Source organism: Nonomuraea sp. NPDC049625 (assembly GCF_040675285.1).
GTDB classification, from domain to species: Bacteria; Actinomycetota; Actinomycetes; order Streptosporangiales; family Streptosporangiaceae; genus Nonomuraea; species Nonomuraea angiospora_A.
Genome location: NZ_JBFAOQ010000002.1, coordinates 261405 through 278279, shown reverse-complemented (window position 1 = coordinate 278279; position 16875 = coordinate 261405). Strand labels below are relative to the sequence as shown.

18 protein-coding genes are annotated in these 16875 nt (G+C 72.4%); 8 read left to right on the top strand and 10 right to left on the bottom strand.

Features of this window, described 5'->3' with window-relative positions; translation table 11 throughout:
• The first annotated feature begins 16 nt into the window (after positions 1–16).
• The 4 genes from AB0J87_RS08655 (at position 17) to mmuM (ending at position 5272) form a co-directional block, all read left to right on the top strand.
• The gene (locus tag AB0J87_RS08655; protein ID WP_363963534.1) at positions 17–1027 is read left to right on the top strand and encodes a MerR family transcriptional regulator; all 1011 of its coding nucleotides are present in this window, start codon (positions 17–19) and stop codon (positions 1025–1027) included.
• Entirely contained in the window at positions 1024–3384 is a 2361-nt protein-coding gene (locus tag AB0J87_RS08650; RefSeq protein ID WP_363963532.1) for a VIT domain-containing protein, read from the top strand. Before AB0J87_RS08655 ends, AB0J87_RS08650 begins: the two co-directional genes overlap by 4 nt.
• Before the next feature lie 142 nt (positions 3385–3526).
• A complete protein-coding gene (otsB, locus tag AB0J87_RS08645) occupies positions 3527–4366 on the top strand; it encodes a trehalose-phosphatase (RefSeq protein ID WP_363963530.1) in 840 nt (279 codons plus the stop codon).
• A gap of 39 nt (positions 4367–4405) precedes the next feature.
• Positions 4406–5272 (top strand): homocysteine S-methyltransferase, encoded by an 867-nt coding sequence (gene mmuM, locus AB0J87_RS08640; RefSeq protein WP_350728992.1) that lies wholly within the window; start codon positions 4406–4408, stop codon positions 5270–5272.
• A gap of 80 nt (positions 5273–5352) precedes the next feature.
• Here mmuM and AB0J87_RS08635 read toward each other — a convergent pair whose 3' ends face one another.
• Entirely contained in the window at positions 5353–5778 is a 426-nt protein-coding gene (locus AB0J87_RS08635) for a DoxX family protein (RefSeq protein ID WP_350728991.1), read from the bottom strand.
• 82 nt (positions 5779–5860) lie between these two features.
• Here AB0J87_RS08635 and AB0J87_RS08630 point away from each other — a divergent pair, with 82 nt between their 5' ends.
• Complete coding sequence (locus tag AB0J87_RS08630) at positions 5861–6322, top strand: MarR family transcriptional regulator (protein ID WP_350728989.1); 462 nt, start codon at positions 5861–5863, stop codon at positions 6320–6322.
• Positions 6323–6324: 2 nt separating this feature from the next.
• On the opposite strand, the gene AB0J87_RS08625 is transcribed toward AB0J87_RS08630, so the two are convergent.
• Positions 6325–7032, bottom strand: a complete 708-nt coding sequence (locus AB0J87_RS08625; RefSeq protein ID WP_363963527.1) for a lysophospholipid acyltransferase family protein — start codon at positions 7030–7032, stop codon at positions 6325–6327.
• 162 nt (positions 7033–7194) lie between these two features.
• Between AB0J87_RS08625 and AB0J87_RS08620 the strand changes: the two genes are divergently transcribed.
• A complete protein-coding gene (locus tag AB0J87_RS08620) occupies positions 7195–7953 on the top strand; it encodes an alpha/beta fold hydrolase (RefSeq protein ID WP_350728987.1) in 759 nt (252 codons plus the stop codon).
• A gap of 46 nt (positions 7954–7999) precedes the next feature.
• A complete protein-coding gene (locus AB0J87_RS08615; protein ID WP_350728985.1) occupies positions 8000–8458 on the top strand; it encodes a hypothetical protein in 459 nt (152 codons plus the stop codon).
• Positions 8459–8468: 10 nt separating this feature from the next.
• On the opposite strand, the gene AB0J87_RS08610 is transcribed toward AB0J87_RS08615, so the two are convergent.
• The 7 genes from AB0J87_RS08610 to AB0J87_RS08580 all read right to left on the bottom strand — a co-directional run bounded on the left by AB0J87_RS08610 (position 8469) and on the right by AB0J87_RS08580 (position 14191).
• Positions 8469–9614, bottom strand: a complete 1146-nt coding sequence (locus AB0J87_RS08610) for a hypothetical protein (protein ID WP_363963524.1) — start codon at positions 9612–9614, stop codon at positions 8469–8471.
• 37 nt (positions 9615–9651) lie between these two features.
• Positions 9652–10299, bottom strand: a complete 648-nt coding sequence (locus AB0J87_RS08605; protein ID WP_363963522.1) for an endonuclease/exonuclease/phosphatase family protein — start codon at positions 10297–10299, stop codon at positions 9652–9654.
• 44 nt (positions 10300–10343) lie between these two features.
• Entirely contained in the window at positions 10344–11276 is a 933-nt protein-coding gene (locus AB0J87_RS08600) for an ROK family glucokinase (protein ID WP_363963520.1), read from the bottom strand.
• Positions 11277–11291: 15 nt separating this feature from the next.
• Positions 11292–11717 carry a DUF5304 family protein gene (locus AB0J87_RS08595; protein ID WP_363963518.1) on the bottom strand — a complete coding sequence of 142 codons (426 nt, stop codon included), beginning with the start codon at positions 11715–11717 and terminating at the stop codon, positions 11292–11294.
• A gap of 42 nt (positions 11718–11759) precedes the next feature.
• The gene (locus tag AB0J87_RS08590; protein WP_350728977.1) at positions 11760–12920 is read right to left on the bottom strand and encodes an ArsA family ATPase; all 1161 of its coding nucleotides are present in this window, start codon (positions 12918–12920) and stop codon (positions 11760–11762) included.
• A 1-nt stretch (position 12921) separates the two neighbouring features.
• Positions 12922–13356 carry an SRPBCC family protein gene (locus AB0J87_RS08585; RefSeq protein ID WP_363963516.1) on the bottom strand — a complete coding sequence of 145 codons (435 nt, stop codon included), beginning with the start codon at positions 13354–13356 and terminating at the stop codon, positions 12922–12924.
• Between the two features lie 67 nt (positions 13357–13423).
• Entirely contained in the window at positions 13424–14191 is a 768-nt protein-coding gene (locus AB0J87_RS08580) for a metallophosphoesterase (protein WP_350728974.1), read from the bottom strand.
• A 103-nt stretch (positions 14192–14294) separates the two neighbouring features.
• Between AB0J87_RS08580 and AB0J87_RS08575 the strand changes: the two genes are divergently transcribed.
• Positions 14295–16043 (top strand): AMP-dependent synthetase/ligase, encoded by a 1749-nt coding sequence (locus tag AB0J87_RS08575; RefSeq protein WP_363963514.1) that lies wholly within the window; start codon positions 14295–14297, stop codon positions 16041–16043.
• A 20-nt stretch (positions 16044–16063) separates the two neighbouring features.
• On the opposite strand, the gene AB0J87_RS08570 is transcribed toward AB0J87_RS08575, so the two are convergent.
• On the bottom strand, positions 16064–16843 hold the full coding sequence (locus tag AB0J87_RS08570) for a DeoR/GlpR family DNA-binding transcription regulator (RefSeq protein WP_363963512.1): 780 nt from the start codon (positions 16841–16843) through the stop codon (positions 16064–16066).
• Positions 16844–16875: the final 32 nt, after the last annotated feature.

Below are 16875 nucleotides of genomic sequence, written 5' to 3'. Positions count from 1 at the left end.
GTGTCATTGTGGAGGTATGAGCGACACCTCCGCCTCCACCGAGCCCATCGGTTGGACCATCGGCGAGCTGGCCGAGCGCGCGGCGCTGGCGCTGCGCGCGAGCTCGGACGGCGCATCCGCCGGCAACGGCCGGGTCCGCGATGTGCCCGGCGAGCGGCTGATCAGGTGGTATACGACGATCGGGCTGGTGGACCCGCCGCTGACCAGGCGCGGCCGCATCGCCCAGTACGGGCGGCGGCACCTCCTGCAACTCGTGGCCGTGAAACGGCTGCAGGCCGCCGGGCACTCGATCGCCCAGATCCAGGCGGCCCTGGCGGGCGCCACGGACCGCATGCTGGAAACCGCCGCGGGTGCGGGCACTCCCCCCATGACCGGCGCCGTGCGCGACCGGGTGGGCCCTGGCTCGAGCGAGGCACCCGACGGCGCGCACCCGGCAGCCGGCGCCCGCCCGGGCAGTGGCGCGGCCGAGCGCGGGGCGCCTGAGCGCGGCGCGACCGGGCAGGAAGCGGCCGAGCGCGGAGCGACGGATGCCGGTGACGATGCACGGGCCAGTGGCGATGTGCGGGCCGGTGGCGATGTGCGGGCCGGTGGCGATGCACGGGCCGGTGGCGATGCACGGGCCGGTGGCGATGTGCGGGCCCGGGGTGATGAGGTGCCGGGCACGGCCGAAGCCGGGCATGATCGGCATGGCGGCGATCGGGAGTCGGTGCGGGGGCGGTTCTGGGCTGAGCGGCCGGGGAAGGGCAGCGTGCGGGCTTCAGGGGCGGCACATCAGCTGACCGGGCCGGCCGACGGGCATCGCAGCAGCCCGAGCGCGCCCGGCGCGCCAAGCGGGGCCCATTCGACCGCGCCGGGCGGCGTGCCCGAAAACCGGCCGGGTGGGGCGGTTGTCGTGGGGGTCAGGTTGGGGGATGGGGTGCGGCTGGTGCTGGACGCCGGCCGGGTCCCGTCGGAGGAGGACGTTCAGGCGGTGCTGGCGGCAGCGGGGCCGTTGCTCGCGGTGCTCGAAGAAAGGGAGCTCATATGAAGATCACTTCGCTGGAGCCCGCACGGTGCCTGCCGGTGCCGGACGCCGGGTTCGGCGCGCTGCGGACCGAGCGCGGCAACCTGCCGCTCGAGAGCGTTGACGTGAACGCCGGCATCTCCGGCCTCATCGCCGGGGTCGAGGTGACGCAGGGGTTCAGGAATCCGTTCGACGTCACCCTGGAGGCCACGTACGTCTTCCCGCTGCCCGACCGGGCGGCCGTCACCGGGTTCCGGATGGAGGCCGACGACCGGGTGATCGAGGGCGTGCTGAAGGAGCGCGCCCAGGCCAGGGCCGACTACGACCAGGCGTTGCGCGAGGGCAGGCGGGCGGCGATCGCCGAGGAGGACCGGCCCGACGTGTTCACGATCCGGGTGGGCAACATCCTGCCCGGCGAGCGCGTCTCGGTCCGGCTGACCATGAGCCAGCCCCTGCCGTACGAGGACGGGGCGGCCACGTTCCGGTTCCCGCTGGTCGTGGCCCCGCGCTACATCCCGGGCAACCCCATCGACGGCCCGTCCGCGGGCGACGGCGTCGCGCCCGACACCGACGCGGTGCCGGACGCGTCCAGGATCAGCCCGCCGGTCCTGCTGCCCGGCTTCCCCGACCCGGTGCGCCTGTCGCTGAGCGCGACCGTGGACGCGGCCGGGCTGGAGCTGCGCGAGCTGGCCTCCAGCCTGCACGTGGTGGAGGAGGAGGGCCACACGGTACGCCTGCGTCCCGGCGAGCGCCTCGACCGCGACTTCATCCTGCGGCTGTCGTTCGACGCGTCCACGTCCCTGCAGCTCGACAGCCGGGGGACCTTCGCGCTCACGGTCGTGCCGCCGCCTCTCCAGTCCACGCGCCCGCCGCGCGACCTGGTGCTGGTGCTCGACCGTTCCGGCAGCATGGGCGGCTGGAAGATGGTCGCCGCGAGGCGGGCCGCCGCCCGCATCGTCGACACGCTGACGGCCCAGGACAGGTTCGCGGTGCTGACGTTCGACTCGGTGGTGGAGGAGGCGTTCGAGGGCCTGGTGGAGGCCTCCGACCGCAACCGCTACCGCGCCGTCGAGCACCTCGCGCGGGTGGACGCCCGCGGCGGCACCGAGCTGCTGGAGCCGCTGCGCCGGGCCGTCGCCCTGCTGGGCGGCCGCGACGAGCGCGAACGGGTCGTGGTCCTGGTCACCGACGGCCAGGTGGGCAACGAGGACCAGATCCTGGAGCAGGCGGGCGGCGCCCTGTCCGCGATGCGCGTGCACACGGTCGGCATCGACCGCGCCGTGAACGCCGGCTTCCTCGGCCGCCTGGCCGGGCTCGGCGCGGGCCGGTGCGAGCTGGTCGAGTCGGAGGACCGGCTGGACGCGGCCATGGAGCAGATCCACCGCAGGATCGGCGCCCCCCTGGTGACCGACCTCTCCCTCAAGGGGCTCGAGCTCGAACCGGACACCGTCACCCATCTCGGGTCGATCTTCCCGGGCGTGCCGCTGCGCGTGTACGGGCGCCACCGCGAGGGCTCCTCGCTGACCGTGCGCGGCCTGGCGGCCGGAGGGCCGTGGGAGGAGCAGGTCACGGGAGTGGCGGTGGACAATCCGGCCATCCAGGCCGTGTGGGCCCGCGCGCACCTGCGGGAGCTGGAGGACCGCTACGCCATGGGCGAGCACGACCTGGAGCCGCGGATCGTGCGGACGTCGCTGGAGTACGGCGTGCTGTGCCGCTTCACCGCGTACGTGGCGGTCGACACCAGGCAGGTCGCCGACGGAGGGCCGGAGCACCGCGTCATCCAGCCGGTCGAGCCGCCGAGCGGGTGGGAGCTGCCGCAGAACCCGCCGATGATGGGCTTCATGGCGCAGGCGGCGGTGATGGCCGCCCCGCCGGCCGCACCGCCGGCCGCCCCGCGGATGCGGATGCCGGACCCCGGTCTCGGTTCCGCCGACGCGTCCCCGGACTTCCTGACCGGTGGGCCGGCGGGGGGCGGAGGAGGGTTCGCCGGGCCTCCGAGGCCGGCCCCCTTCGCGCCGGGCGGGCCCGGTGGTGGCCCCCGTGGTGGCAGGGCGCCGAAGTCCGCGCCGCGTCCCGGTCACCCGCTGGACTCGGTCCGGCCGCAGTTGGTGGCCGAGCTCGACCGGCTGAAGGCGCTGCCCATGGCCGACCTGCTCTACCTGGCGGACCTGGGCTCGCGGCTGGCGGCGCTGGCGGCGTACCTCGGGGGCAACGCGGAGCTGGAGACGCTGGCCCGCGAGCTGGAGGCCGCCGAGCGACCGGGCGCCGACGCCCAAGCCCTGCACGACCGTGCGGTGGAGGTCCTCACCACCCTCGTGGGCGGCTCCGGCCCGGGCGGGTCCGGGGGCCCTCGCCGCGGACCCTTCTGGAAGCGCTCGTAGGCCTGCTCCGGGGGTCCGGCCGGGCCCCCGGAGGAACTGGGCCAGGCGTCGTGATCATGAACGGCGGGTGGCGGGCAAGGGCCGGGAAATTCACGGGAAGGCGTCTGTCCGACCCGGTCGCGCTGTTCTATCGTCACTGAGCATGGCGACCTCTCGCGCCCCGCTCCGCTTCGCCGAAGCAGTGTCCGCCACCGTCTCGGAGAGCGCCGGATCCGGCTTCTTCTTCGACTACGACGGCACCATCGCCCCGATCATGCGCGACCCTGGCGCGGTGTTCCCCGTGGCCGGTGCGCTGGAACGGCTGCAGGTGCTGGCCAGGCTCGTGAGCAAGGTCGCGATCGTGTCCTCCCGCCCGGCCGCGTACCTGCGGGACCGCTTCTCGGGCGCTCCCCAGCTGCGCCTGTTCGGCCTGTACGGCATGCAGACCGTCGAGGACGGCCGCGTGCGCACGGACGCCGAGGCCGAGCCGTGGGCCCCCGTCATGCGGCGGGTGGCCGAGGAGGCCGCCCGCGACCTGCCGCACGAGATCCTGATCGAGGACAAGGCGCTGATCGTGGCGCTGCACTACCGCTCGGCCCCGGCGCTGCGCGGCGCTGTCGAGCGGTGGTCGTCCCGCAAGGCGGCCGAGCTGGGGCTGCGGGAGCAGTACGGGCGCATGGTCGTCGAGCTCAGGCCGCCCGTCGAACGCGACAAGGGCACGGTCGTCGCCCGCGAGATCGAGACGCTGACCCGCGCCTGGTACTTCGGCGACGACCTCTCCGACGGCCGGGCCTTCGACGCGTTGCGCGGCAGGGAGGAGCGGGACCCGGCCTTCATGGGCGTCCGGGTCGCGGTGGCGAACACCGAGACGGGCGACGAGCTGGCCCGCGTGGCGGACTTCACGGTGGAGTCCCCCGAGGACACGCCGGCCCTGCTCGACCACGTGATCAGCGCCTTCCCCGGCCGGCCTCCGGTGGTGGGCGCGGGCTCACGCCACCGGTAGGCGGCCACGGGCCCGCCCACGTGCTCGTACCCTGGTGGGGTGACTGCACTTGTCCTGGACGGCGGCCTGTCCACCCAGCTCGAACGGCTCGGCGCCGACCTCGGCGACGAGCTCTGGTCGGCGCGGCTGCTGCTGGAGCGGCCCGAGGTGATCCGGCGCGCCCACGCCGACTACTTCGCGGCGGGCGCCGACGTGGCCACGACCGCCAGCTACCAGGCCACGATCGCCGGGTTCGTCCGGCGCGGCCTGGACGTGGCGGCGGCCGAGCGGCTGATCAGGCTGTCGGTCGAGCTGGCCGCGCAGGCACGCGACGAGGCCGGGCACGGGCTGGTGGCGGCCTCGGTCGGCCCGTACGGCGCCTTCCTGGCCAACGGCGCCGAATACACCGGCGACTACGACCTCGACGAGGACGGCCTGTTCGACTGGCACCTGCCGCGCTGGGAGATCCTCGCCTCGGCCGGGGCCGACCTGCTGGCCTGCGAGACGATCCCGTCCTATCCCGAGGCCCGGGTGCTGGCCAGGCTGCTGGCCCGCACGCCCGAGGTGAAGGCGTGGGTGAGCTTCTCGTGCCGCGACGGCGAGCGGCTCAACGACGGCACGCCGATCACCGAGGCGGCCGCGCTGTTCGGCGGAAACCCGCAGGTGGTGGCCGTCGGGGCCAACTGCACCGCGCCGCGCCACATCCCCGGGCTGATCTCGTGCCTGGCGGGCGGGCTGCCCGTGGTGGTCTACCCCAATTCGGGAGAGACGTGGGACGCCGGGCACCGCCGGTGGCTGGGGCTGGCGGACCCGGTGGAGTTCGGGCAGGCGGCCAAGGAGTGGCAGCTGGCGGGCGCGTCGCTGATCGGCGGGTGCTGCCGTACGACGCCCGAGCACATCGCGCAGATCCGCGCCCACCTCTCCTGAGCCCCTGAGACGTGGCCCTGTCCTGAGCCGCGGCGGGACCCCGCGCGGGCGCGGGGTCCCGGTTCCCGGAGGAGAAGCCGTCAGGCGAGCGCCGACTCGGGGCGGCGGCGGGCCAGGACGTTGTCCAGGGCCAGCGCTCCCCCGCCCGTGAAGCCGACGGCCAGGCTGGCCGCGGCCAGCGCCAGGACGAACTCATAGCCGCCCTCGCCGGCGCTGAACCCGCTCGCGCCGTGCACGAACACGATGGCGCCCACCATGTCGAGGGCCAGCAACGTGCCGGCGATCGGCAGCGCGGCGCCCAGGATCAGCGCGAGCCCGCCGGCCACCTCCAGCACGGCGACGGCGGGAGCGGCCACGGAGGCCAGCGGGATGCCCGCGGACTCGAAGAACTTGGTCGTGCCCGCGATCCCCATGGTCGCGAACTTCTGGTAGCCGTGGACGAGGAAGATCACGCCGATGGCGATCCTCGCGAGCAGCAGGACGACGGGGCGCGCCTGGCCGATCATGCGATCTCCTTAAGAGTGGTTCAGATTTGAACAACGACCCTAGCATTGATTGTTCAAATCTGAACGACAGTAGACTGAACCGGTGACGGACCCCCGATGGCTTGACGCGACGGAGATGGCGGCGTGGCGCGCCTTCCTGTCCACCGCCCACCTGCTCGAACGGCGGATCGAGGAGCAGCTCAAGGCCGCGGCCGGGCTGACGCATCCGCAGTACGAAATTCTGACGCGGCTGTCGGACACGCCGGGCCATCAGATGCGCATGACCGAGCTGGCCAAGGGTGTCGTGGTGTCGAAGAGCGCGCTGACGTACCAGATCACCCAGCTCGAGAAGGCGGGCCTGGTGGAGCGCGCCACCTGCCCCGGCGACGAGCGCGGGGTGCTGGCGGTGCTCACCGACGCGGGCGTGCGCTGCCTGGAACGGGTGGCGCCGGGTCACCTGGAGGTCGTGCGCGCGTACCTGATCGACCGGATCAGCCGCGAGGAGCTGCACACCATGACCACGGCCATGCAGAAGACCGAGACGGTCTTACGCGCCTCCGGGTGAGCTCACCCCTTGGCGGCGGCGGCGCGCGCGGCGCGCTCCAGCTCGACCTTGGCGCTCGCGGCGTACTTGTCGACGTATTCCTGCCCGGACAGCTCCATCAGGGCGTACATGATCTCGTCGGTCACGGCGCGCAGCACCAGCCGGTCGTCCTCCATCCCGTAGTAGCGGGAGAAGTCGAGCGGCTTGCCGAACTTGACGCCCGGCCGGATCCCGAACTTGGGCAGCGGCCGCCCCGGCGGCATCATCTCGTACGTGTTGATCACGGCCCACGGGATGACCGGCGCCCGTGACTCCAGGGCGAGCCTGGCCACGCCGGTCTTGCCCTTGTAGAGGCGGCCGTCGGGCGAACGGGTGCCCTCGGGGTAGATGCCGAGGATGTGGCCCTCACGCAGGATGCGCAGGCCGGTGCGGAGCGCCGCCTCGCTCGCCTTGCCGCCGGAGCGGTCGATCGGCACGGTGCCGACGCCGCTGAAGAACAGCCGGGTGAAGAAGCCCTTGACGCCGCGCCCGGTGAAGTAGTCGGCCTTGCCGAGCGAGATGACCTTGCGGCGGATCTGCAGCGGGCCGAAGAAGTGGTCGGCGAACGACAGGTGGTTGCCGGCCAGGATCGCGGGCCCCTGTTTGGGCACGTTTTCCGAGCCCTCCGTCCACGGCCTGAAGACGGCGAGGAGGAACGGACCCAAGATGGCCTTGACCACCCAGTAGAACACTCCGGCACCTCTTCTCCAGCGCGTTACGTGTGAGCAGAGTCATCTTCCCACCTTGAACACGATGCTCCTACACCAGCTCTCGCACAAACACCCCGGAACGTGCGACGATCGGGCCGTTCCCGGAGGAACCTGCCCGGAATGAAACTGCATGGAGGAGCTGTTATGCCGCTCATGCCAGGCGCGGAGCCCTACCACCATCGAGCAGGCCAGGTCGGTGTGCTGCTCTGCCATGGGTTCACCGGCTCGCCACAGTCGCTGCGGCCCTGGGGGGAGTTCCTGGCCGGGCACGGGGTGAGCGTCTCGCTGCCCCGCCAGCCGGGGCACGGCACCACGTGGCAGGAGATGAACAGGACGCGCTGGGAGGACTGGTACGCCGAGGTCGAGAAGGCGTTCGCGGACCTCCAGGGGCGCTGCCCGGACGTGTTCGTGGCGGGGCTGTCGCTGGGCGGCTGCCTGGCGCTGCGGCTCGCCGAGGTGCACGGCCCGGCGATCGCCGGCGTGATCGCGGTCAACCCCTCGATCACGAACGACGTGCCGCTGCTCAAGCTCGCTCCGCTGCTCAAGTGGTTCGTGCCGTCGGTGCCCGGCGTCGCCAACGACGTCAAGAAACCCGGCGTGACCGAGCTGGCCTACGACCGCACCCCGGTGAAGGCGGCGGCGTCGCTGCCCTCGCTGTGGTCGCTGGTGCAGGCCGACCTGGCTAAAGTGACGCAACCACTGCTGGTCTTCCACAGCACGGAGGACCATGTGGTCAAGCCGACGAGTGTGGCGATCATCCGTGCGAAGGTCCCACAGGCCACGATCGAGGAGCTAAGCGATAGCTACCATGTTGCGACGCTTGACAACGATGCCGACAGGATCTTTGCCGGGAGCCTCGACTTCATCCGGACACATGCCTCGGTACCCTTGCAGAGGGACTGATCGCACCCAGGGGGAAGTCGCGATCGCTGTGGAGAGGCCCATCTAGGTGACGCCCCAGAGTGACGAGGACGAGGTCTGGCGGCAGATCGTCGCGTCCTTCAACGACACCGCCGAGCGCGACTCGGCCGACCAGCCATGGCCGGACAGCGAGAACGTCCCCGCCGAGCCCACCCGCCGAGTGGTGAAACCCTCGGAGGAGCCCGAGCTCGACGAGGAGCCGTACAAGGACCCGGCGGACGACGAGGAGGAGGCGGACGAGGGCCACTTCGAGCCGCCCCCGCCGCCCCCGCTGCCCAAGCTCGACCTGCCCACCAAGCTGGCGTGGGTGGCGCTGTTCGGCGGCCCCGCCTATCTCCTGGTGGCCGCGATGGCGAGCTGGCACATGGAGGGCTGGGCGCTGTTCACGGCCGTGGCGGCGTTCATCGGCGGGTTCGTGGCGCTGGTGGTGCGCATGGGCGACGGCCCGCCCAACGACTCCGGCTGGGACGACGGCGCCGTGCTGTAGGGGCCCGCCGCTAGGACTTCGCGGTGGTGGTCTTGGGCGCGAACGACTCGACCACGTCGGTGTAGCGGTCGCGGGTGTCGACCGCGTGCCCGACCGCCCACACCGTGCCCTTGCCGGGCAGGTAGGCCACCGCCTGGAGGCGTACGCTGCTGCGGCCCCGCGCGGCCCCGCCGCGGATGGTCGCGCACTCGCCCTTCTCGCAGCGCAGCATGAACGGCTCGGCGGCCCGCGCCGGGTCGTAGCCGGTGATCCAGTAGCGGCCCTTGCCGTCGCCGGTCACGCCGTAGAGGCGGGCGTCGGAGACGGGCGTCGGCTGCTCGCTCCAGCGCTTGCCGTTCCAGGTGAGAACGAGCGGCGAGACCTCGCCGGGCCCGCGGTAGACGCCGCCGACGGCCACCGCCCGCTTGGCGCTGTCGACCTGCAGGTCACGCAGGTAGCCGCCGGGGATGGAGGGCACCGGCATGGACTCCCACGAGCCGCCCGAGTAGTGCATGATCAGCGGCTCGGAGCCGGTGTCGCCGACGGCGAACCCGCCGGCCACCGCGTAGAGCGCGCCCTTCTCCGTGGTCTGCTGCACGGTCCAGGAGTTGCCCTGGCCGGTGAGGATGAGGCCCTGCTGGTCGCGGCTGCCGACCGCCACCACCCGTCCCGGCTTGGCGTCCACGCCGCCCAGCCAGTCTCCCGCCCGCAAGAGCGGAGTGGGGCGGCCGTCGTCGCCGGGGATGCCCTGCGGCCTGATCCGGTCGAACCCGCTGACGTCGCCGTGGGCCAGGTACGGCAGCCCGTCGTGCCCGTCGCCGACCGCCCACACGTCGGACGGCCCGGCGACGGCCAGCCCGCGCAGATTGCCGGCGGCGGTGGCGTCGCGGATGGAGACCTCGGACCAGCCGCTGCCGTTCCAGTGGCGGACGGTGCCGCGGTTCTTCCAGACGTCCCAGATCTCCTGCTGGCCGACCGCCCACACGTCGTTGGAGGAGACGGCCAGCACGTCGGACAGTGAACCGTCGGCCTGCAGGCGTGCGCTTGTCGACTGCTGCCACGCCTCCATGGTGGCGGGGCGGCGGGGTTCGGCATGCGCGGCGGGCGTGACCTGCGTCAAGGCCACGGACGTCGCCAAGATGAAGGAGAGCGCACGCCGCTGATGGCGACGGGTCATGAGCAAATGCTACGGGCTGGGGGGCCGGTCTTGCCCGTTAGTGCCCAACTCGCAACTCTGCGACAACAGGCAGATGGTCACTGGCCCCGGCCAGATCGGCGATCGGGGCGTCCACTCCCCCGCACGACACGACACGCGCCTCGCGCGCCGCGAACACGCCGTCGATGCGCACGGAGGGCCGCGCCGCGGTGAACGTCAGGCCGTCGCCCTTGGGCGCCACGGCGTGGCAGTCGGCCAGCCGTCCGGCCAGGTAGCGCCAGGCGGGCTGGTGCGCCTGCTCGTTGATGTCGCCGCCGAGCACGATCGTCGCGCCGAACCGGGTGGCCGCGCGCTCCATCAGCGCCACGGCCTCGGCGGCGTGGTGCACCCTGGCCGGGCCGTTGAGGTCGAGATGGAGCGAGCCGACGGCCAGGCGGACCTCCTCGATCTCCACCACGGCGAGCGCGAGCGCGCGCCGTTCCAGCCCGAGGAAGCCCCGCAGCGCGCGGCTCTCGGCGTGCAGCACGGCGACGCGCGGCCCGGCGAGCACGGCCACGCCGCCGACCCGGCCGGGGGTGGCCACGCGCAGGCCCGCCGCGGCGGCCAGGGCCTCGCGCCTGGCCCGCCAGCGGACGACCTTGGGCGCCTCCTGCAGGCACAGCACGTCGGCGCGCATGGCGGCGATGACCCTGGTCAACGCGGGCACGCTGTCGCGCAGCCCGCGTACGTTGTACGTGCCGACCCTGATCGTCAGCGCTGCCTGGCCAGGTCGGCCGCGCCCACCACCCCCGCGGAGGCGCCGAGCTCGGCCAGCCGGATCTCGGCGAGCGGCCGGTGCCCGCGGCCGGTGAGCTTCTCGGCGAAGGCCTGGCGGGCCCGGTCGATGAACAGGTCGGCGGCCCGCGAGACGCCGCCGCCCACGATGAAGCAGCCGGGGTCGAGGACGGAGGCCAGGTCGGCCATGCCCTGGCCCAGCCACTCGGCCAGGCTGGCGAACGCGGCCAGCGAGGCCTCGTCGCCCAGCCGGGCCGCCTCGGTGATCTCCTCGCCCTCGATCTTGCCGCCGGCCAGGCCGAGGAGGATCTTCGCCTGCTCCGGGTGGGCCTCGGCGATCTCCCTGGCGTCCTTGACGAGGGCCTGGCCGCTGGCGTACTGCTCCCAGCAGCCGACGTTGCCGCAGCCGCACTGGCGCCCGCCGGGGAGCACCTGCATGTGGCCGAACTCTGCGCCCATGCCCCAGCGGCCGCGGTAGAGGGCGCCGTCGACGACCAGGCCGCCGCCGATGCCGGTGCCGAGCGTGATGCAGACCACGAAGGACTGGCCGCGCCCGGCGCCGAACCTGCTCTCTCCCCACGCCATGGCGTTGGCGTCGTTCTCGACCACGACCGGCAGGCCGACGAGGCCGCCGATCTTCTTCTGCAGCGGCTCCTCGCGCCAGGCGAGGTTGGGGGCGAAGCGCACAATCGAGCGGCTCTCGTCGACGAACCCTGCCGCGCCGACCCCGACGGCCTCGATCTGCCTGCCCGCGCTCAGCTCGCGAACGACATCGGCCACCGTCTCGGCCACCAGGTCGGGGCGGTCGGCGGCGGTGGGCCTGAGCGTGTGTTCGACGATCACGCCCTTGTCGTCGACCACACCGGCGGCCACCTTGGTCCCGCCGATATCGACACCGATCGTGAGCATTGGCCCCTTTTCTCCCTATCCCAGATCTATGTGTTCCACGTTGCCGCCACCCTCCGGCCGGGTGGCGCGGCGGTCCGGCGTGTCCTCGCGCGGCCCGCGGGGGGCGGGCCTGCTCAGCGAGTCGAGCGCGCCGCGGAACGCGGCGAACAGCTCCCCGCCCGCGGCCATCAGGTGCCCCGTCACGTCGGCGCCCGACTCGCGCTGGGCCGCGATGGCCCTGCACCACGGGCAGGCCCGGCAGATGTACTCGTCGTGGGGATCGGACACCGCCTCTTCCCACACGTCGCGCTCCCTGCGGGCACCCCCGCCGGTGAACGAGTTGAACACGCTCTTGCCGACCTGGCGGGTGGCCCGCCCCTGGATCGACTCGAACAGCTTGCGTGCCTCGTCGGCGACGGTTCCGATCGGGTCTCTGTCGTTGCCGGTGTTGCTCTCGGTCATCTCGCCCTCCCTACGTATGGGTCGCTCATCCTCCTCAACTCATCAGGACGCGGATTCGCTCCCCGGGCTGAAACCTACCCGCAGCACGCCGTCGCGGAGCGCGGCCCCGGTGATCTTCCTGCGGGCCAGGGCCGCGGGCAGGGCCAGGATCCTGCGGTAGGGCCCGGCCGTCACGATCAGCTCGTCGCCCTTGCGGGCCAGGTCGACGTCGCCGCGGTCGGCGCCGGGCAGGGCCAGGACCAGCTCGTCGGCGTCCATCCGCAGCGGCGGATCGACGGCGTGGGCGGCGAACGGGTCGGACTCGGCGTACATCGCCTCGCCGACCTCGGCCAGCGCGTCCTTGCCGACGGGCTCGGCGGGCAGGTAGGGGATGACGTGGATGGGCAGCGGCGCGAACGACTGCTCCGCCTCGGCCAGCAGCCTGGACTGCGCCGCCGCCCACTGGGCGCGCCACTCGTCGGCGCCGTCGGAGGGGAAGACGCGGTTGGCGATGACGGCGTCGACGCGGTAGCCGTACAGGTTGAGCGAGGTGAGGGTGCGCCTGGCCTCGGCGAGCACCACGGACTCGGGCGTGAGCACGAGCCGCACGGAGGCGTGGTCGCCGGTGAGCAGCTCGCGCACCTCCATGAGGCCGCGGTGCAGGCGCTCGCCCGCGCTCATGACCTCCTCACCGGGCGCGCTGACGTGGGCGACGCTGCGCACGAACGGCGAGACGAGCCTGACGAGCCTGCGGCCGACGGGCATGAGCTTGCTGACGTGCCAGTCGAGCGCCTCGGGCAGGGCCAGCAGCCGCAGTGTCTCGGCGGTGGGCGCGCAGTCGACGACGATCACGTCCCAGCGGCCCTCGCGGGCGTGCTCGCGCAACTCGAGGAGGGCGATGACCTCCTCGGCGCCGGGCAGCACGGTGATCTCCTCGGAGGTGATCTCGTCGAGGCCCAGCTCGCTCAGCACCCCCCTGGCGTACTGCTGCAGCTCGCCCCAGTGGCGCTCCAGCGACTTCTGCGTGTCCACCTGGTGGAGATGCAGGCCCGGCGCGATCTCGCCGGGCTCCACGTCGAGCGCGTCGGCCAGCGAGTGGGCGGTGTCGGTCGAGACGATCAGCGTCTTGAGCCCGCGCCTGGCGGCGAGCGTGGCGGTCGCGGCGGCGGCCGTGGTCTTGCCGACGCCGCCCTTTCCGGTGAAGAGCAGGACCCTCGGGCTCAACTCAGCTGCCTTCGACGCGCTTCTTGAGGCCCTTGAGCGCGGTGTCCACGATCACCTTCTCGGCCTTGCGCCTGATCATGCCGATCATGGGCACGCTCAGATCGACCGTGAGCTCGTACGTCACGTCCGTGCCCCTGCCCGTGTCGGCGAGCAGGTAACTCCCCCGCAGGTCGGAGACCATCTTGCCCGGCTCGACCACCTGCCAGCTCACGTGGTCGTCCTGCCAGGTGTAGCCGAGGGTGTAGGTGTCACTGATCATCCCGGCGTCGAGGACGAAGCGCACCGTCTCCGGCCTGCCCTGTCCGTCGGTGGTGAGGACCTCGGCGCTCTTGACCTGCCCGGCCCAGTCGGGGTACGAGGGGAAGTCGGCGATGACCGCCATGACCTCGGGCCGGCCTGCGCTGATGGTGGTGCTCGAAGTGGTGCGATCAGCCATGCGACCACCGTAATGCAGAATCCCCTCGTTGCGGTGGATCGCCCGGCGCGGCCCACCGCAGGCCGGGTCACCATTCGAGGACGAAAGGCACACCCCTTCCTCTGAAGTGGCCCACGTTCACGCATTCGGTGCGCCCGATGCGCGTGCGCGCGTAGAGCGGGTTGTGCACGTGGCCGAAGAGCGCGTAGCGCGGCTGGGTACGCTCGATGGCCGCCAGGGTGGCCTCGCTGCCGCGCTCGAACCGCCTGGCCACCACGTCGTAGAGGAGCTCGGGCACGGCCGGCGGGATGTGGCAGCACAGCACGTCCACCTCCCCGACCGCCTCGACCTTGGCCGCGTACTCCTCGTCGCTGATCTCGTACGGCGTGCGGTAGGGAGTCTGCAGCCCGCCGCCCACGAACCCGAACCGCAGGCCGCCGATCTCCGCCACCTGCCCGTCGAGCACCTGGAGGCCCGGCCTGAGGTAGTCGCCCCACAGGCGCGGCAGGTCGACGTTGCCGTAGGTGAGGTAGGCCGGGGTGGGCATGGCGGCGAAGAGGGTCTCGTACTGGGAGCGCACGTGGCGTTCGATGTGCTCGCGCGGGTCGCCGTCGAGCGTCGCCCACAGGCGCGCGGACATGGCCCTGGCCTCGTCGAACCGCTTGGCCGTGCGCAGCGCGATGAACTCGGCGGCCCGCTCGGCGCCGAACAGGGTGGGGAAGATGCCCTGCGCGTGGTCGTCGTAGTCGACGAAAAGGATCAGGTCACCCAGGCAGACCAGCGCGTCCGCCCCGTCGCCCGCCCTGGCCAGCGCGTCGACCCTGCCATGGACATCGCTGACGACATGGACCCTCATGGGCAAATCCTACTGAGGGTGGCTGCTAGCGTGAGCTGTGACACTACCCGCCCGTAACTTGACGCGGTAACGTCCAGGCGGTCCCCGAAGAGGAGTTGATCCGTTGCGCGAGTACAGCGTTCCCGTCCTGGTCGATGTGCCTGCTTCCGCAGGCCTGTCCGACACCGTGTTCAAGCGGGCCGAGCAGGAGCCGGGCGCCGTGATCATGCGCCGCAAGACGGACTCCGGCTGGCCCGTGGTCACCGCCTCCGAGTTCCGCGACCAGGTGGTCGGGGTGGCCAAGGGGCTGATCGCGGCGGGGATCTCGCACGGCGACCGGGTCGCGCTGATGTCGCGCACCCGTTACGAGTGGACGCTGGTCGACTACGCCATCTGGACGGTCGGGGCGGTCACCGTGCCGATCTACGAGACGTCCTCGGTCGAGCAGGTCAGGTGGATCCTGACCGACAGCGAGGCGAAGGCGGTGTTCGTCGAGCTGGACGAGCACGAGGAGACCGTCAGGGAGGCCGTGCCCGAGCTGAAGCAGGTCTGGCGGGTCGACGGCGCCCTGGAGGCGGGTGATGTCTCCGACGCGGAGGTGAATCGGCGGCGCGAGCAGGTGGGCATCGCCGACCTCGCCACGGTCGTCTACACCTCGGGCACCACCGGACGGCCCAAGGGCTGCCGCATCACCCACGACAACCTGCTCTTCACCGCCCGCAACGTGCTGCGCGGGCCGCTGGAGCCGCTGTTCGCCACCAAGGACCCGGCGGCCCTGCTGTTCCTGCCGCTGGCGCACATCCTCGCCCGGATCATCCAGGTGGTGCTGATCGAGGCGGGCGCGGTCATCGCGCACACCCCCAACATGAAGAACGTCGCCCCCGACCTGCAGGACTTCAAGCCCACGTTCCTGCTGGGCGTGCCCCGCGTGTTCGAGAAGGTCTACAACGGCGCCGAGCAGAAGGCCATCTCGGGCGGCAAGGGCAAGATCTTCGCCAGCGCCGTGGACGTGGCGATGGCATCGAGCCGTGCCTCCGCCGCCGGCGCGCCGCTCGGGCTCCGGCTGAAGCACCTGCTGTTCGACCGGCTGGTGTACACCAAGCTCCGCGCGGCCACGGGCGGCCGCCTGTCGGCCGCCGTCTCCGGCGGCGGCGCGCTGGGCGAGCGGCTCGGCCATTTCTTCAAGGGCGTCGGCATCGAGGTCTTCGAGGGCTACGGCCTGACGGAGACCACGGGGCCGTGCACGGTCAACATGCCGTACGGCAACAAGATCGGCACGGTCGGCAAGCCGCTGCCCGGCGTGAGCCTGCGCATCGGCGACGACGGGGAGATCCTGGCCAAGGGCCGGAACGTCTTCCCGGGCTACTGGAAGAACGACGAGGCCACGGCCGAGGTGATCGACGCCGAGGGCTGGTTCCACACGGGCGACATCGGCGAGCTGGACGCCGACGGCTACCTGCGGATCACGGGCCGCAAGAAGGAGATCCTGGTGACGGCGGCGGGCAAGAACGTCGCCCCGGGGCCGCTGGAGGACGCGCTGCGCGCCCACCCGCTGGTCTCCCAGGCCATGATCGTCGGCGACGGCCGGCCCTTCGTCGCCGCCCTGATCACCCTCGACCCCGAGGCGCTGCCCGACGGGGCCTCCGCCACCGAGCTGCGCACGGACCCGGCGGTGCTGGCGCAGGTCCAGGAGGCGGTGGACCGGGCCAACCTGCTGGTGTCGAAGGCCGAGCAGATCAAGAAGTTCATGATCCTGGACCGGGACATCACCGAGGACAGCGGGCACCTGACGCCCACGCTCAAGGTCAAGCGCAACCTCGTCATGCGCGACTTCGCCAAGGAGATCGACGGGCTCTACGACGGGAAGCACTGACGGCTCAGGCGCCGTCGTGGTCACGCGGGGCCGGGCGCCTCGGCGATGAGGAGCTCGCCCACGTGCCCGGCCAGCTCCTCCCTGGCCGGCTGCGGCAGGCCTGAGTCGCTGACGAGCACGTCCGCCTCGCGCAGCTCGGCGATGGTGCTGATGCCGACCGTGCCCCACTTGGTGTGGTCGGCGGGCACGACGAGCCGGCCCGCCGCCTCCACGAGGGCGCGGTCGGTCTCCGCCTCCATCATGTTCGGGGTGGTGAAGCCGGCCCTGACGGTCATGCCGTGCACGCCGAGGAACAGCAGGTCCACGTTGAGCCGGTGGATCGCGGCCACCGCCACCGGGCCGACCAGGGCGTCCGACGGGGTGCGCACGCCGCCGGTGAGCACGACCGTCTGGTCGCCCCGGCCGGCGTGGCGGAAGACCTCGGCGACGCGCACCGAGTTCGTCACGACGGTCAGGGCCGGAACGGCGGCCAGGCGGCGGGCGAGGGTCCAGGTGGTGGTGCCGGCCGAGAGCGCCACGGTGGCGCCGGGCCGTACGAGGGCGGCGGCGCGGCGGGCGATGGCCCGCTTCTCCCCCTCCTGGCGCACCGATTTGACCGCGAAGCCCGGCTCGTCCGTGGAGCCGACGCTGGTGGCGCCGCCGTGCACCTTGGCCAGCAGGCCGCGCCCGGCCAGCAGCTCCAGGTCGCGGCGGATGGTGATGTCGGAGACGCCGAACGCGCGCACCAGCTCGACCACGCGGACGCCGCCGTTCTGCCTGAGGAGCTCCAGAATCGCCTGCTGACGCTGCTTGGCGAGCATCGCATCACCAGATCCCGACAGGTTCCGACACC

Coding starts and splice junctions, on each gene's coding strand:
- AB0J87_RS08655 (WP_363963534.1), top strand. CDS start 17: ATGAGCGACACCTCCGCCTCCACCGAGCCCATCGGTTGGACCATCGGC.
- AB0J87_RS08650 (WP_363963532.1), top strand. CDS start 1,024: ATGAAGATCACTTCGCTGGAGCCCGCACGGTGCCTGCCGGTGCCGGAC.
- otsB (WP_363963530.1), top strand. CDS start 3,527: ATGGCGACCTCTCGCGCCCCGCTCCGCTTCGCCGAAGCAGTGTCCGCC.
- AB0J87_RS08635 (WP_350728991.1), bottom strand. CDS start 5,778: ATGATCGGCCAGGCGCGCCCCGTCGTCCTGCTGCTCGCGAGGATCGCC.
- AB0J87_RS08620 (WP_350728987.1), top strand. CDS start 7,195: ATGCCGCTCATGCCAGGCGCGGAGCCCTACCACCATCGAGCAGGCCAG.
- AB0J87_RS08610 (WP_363963524.1), bottom strand. CDS start 9,614: ATGACCCGTCGCCATCAGCGGCGTGCGCTCTCCTTCATCTTGGCGACG.
- AB0J87_RS08600 (WP_363963520.1), bottom strand. CDS start 11,276: ATGCTCACGATCGGTGTCGATATCGGCGGGACCAAGGTGGCCGCCGGT.
- AB0J87_RS08595 (WP_363963518.1), bottom strand. CDS start 11,717: ATGACCGAGAGCAACACCGGCAACGACAGAGACCCGATCGGAACCGTC.
- AB0J87_RS08585 (WP_363963516.1), bottom strand. CDS start 13,356: ATGGCTGATCGCACCACTTCGAGCACCACCATCAGCGCAGGCCGGCCC.
- AB0J87_RS08580 (WP_350728974.1), bottom strand. CDS start 14,191: ATGAGGGTCCATGTCGTCAGCGATGTCCATGGCAGGGTCGACGCGCTG.
- AB0J87_RS08570 (WP_363963512.1), bottom strand. CDS start 16,843: ATGCTCGCCAAGCAGCGTCAGCAGGCGATTCTGGAGCTCCTCAGGCAG.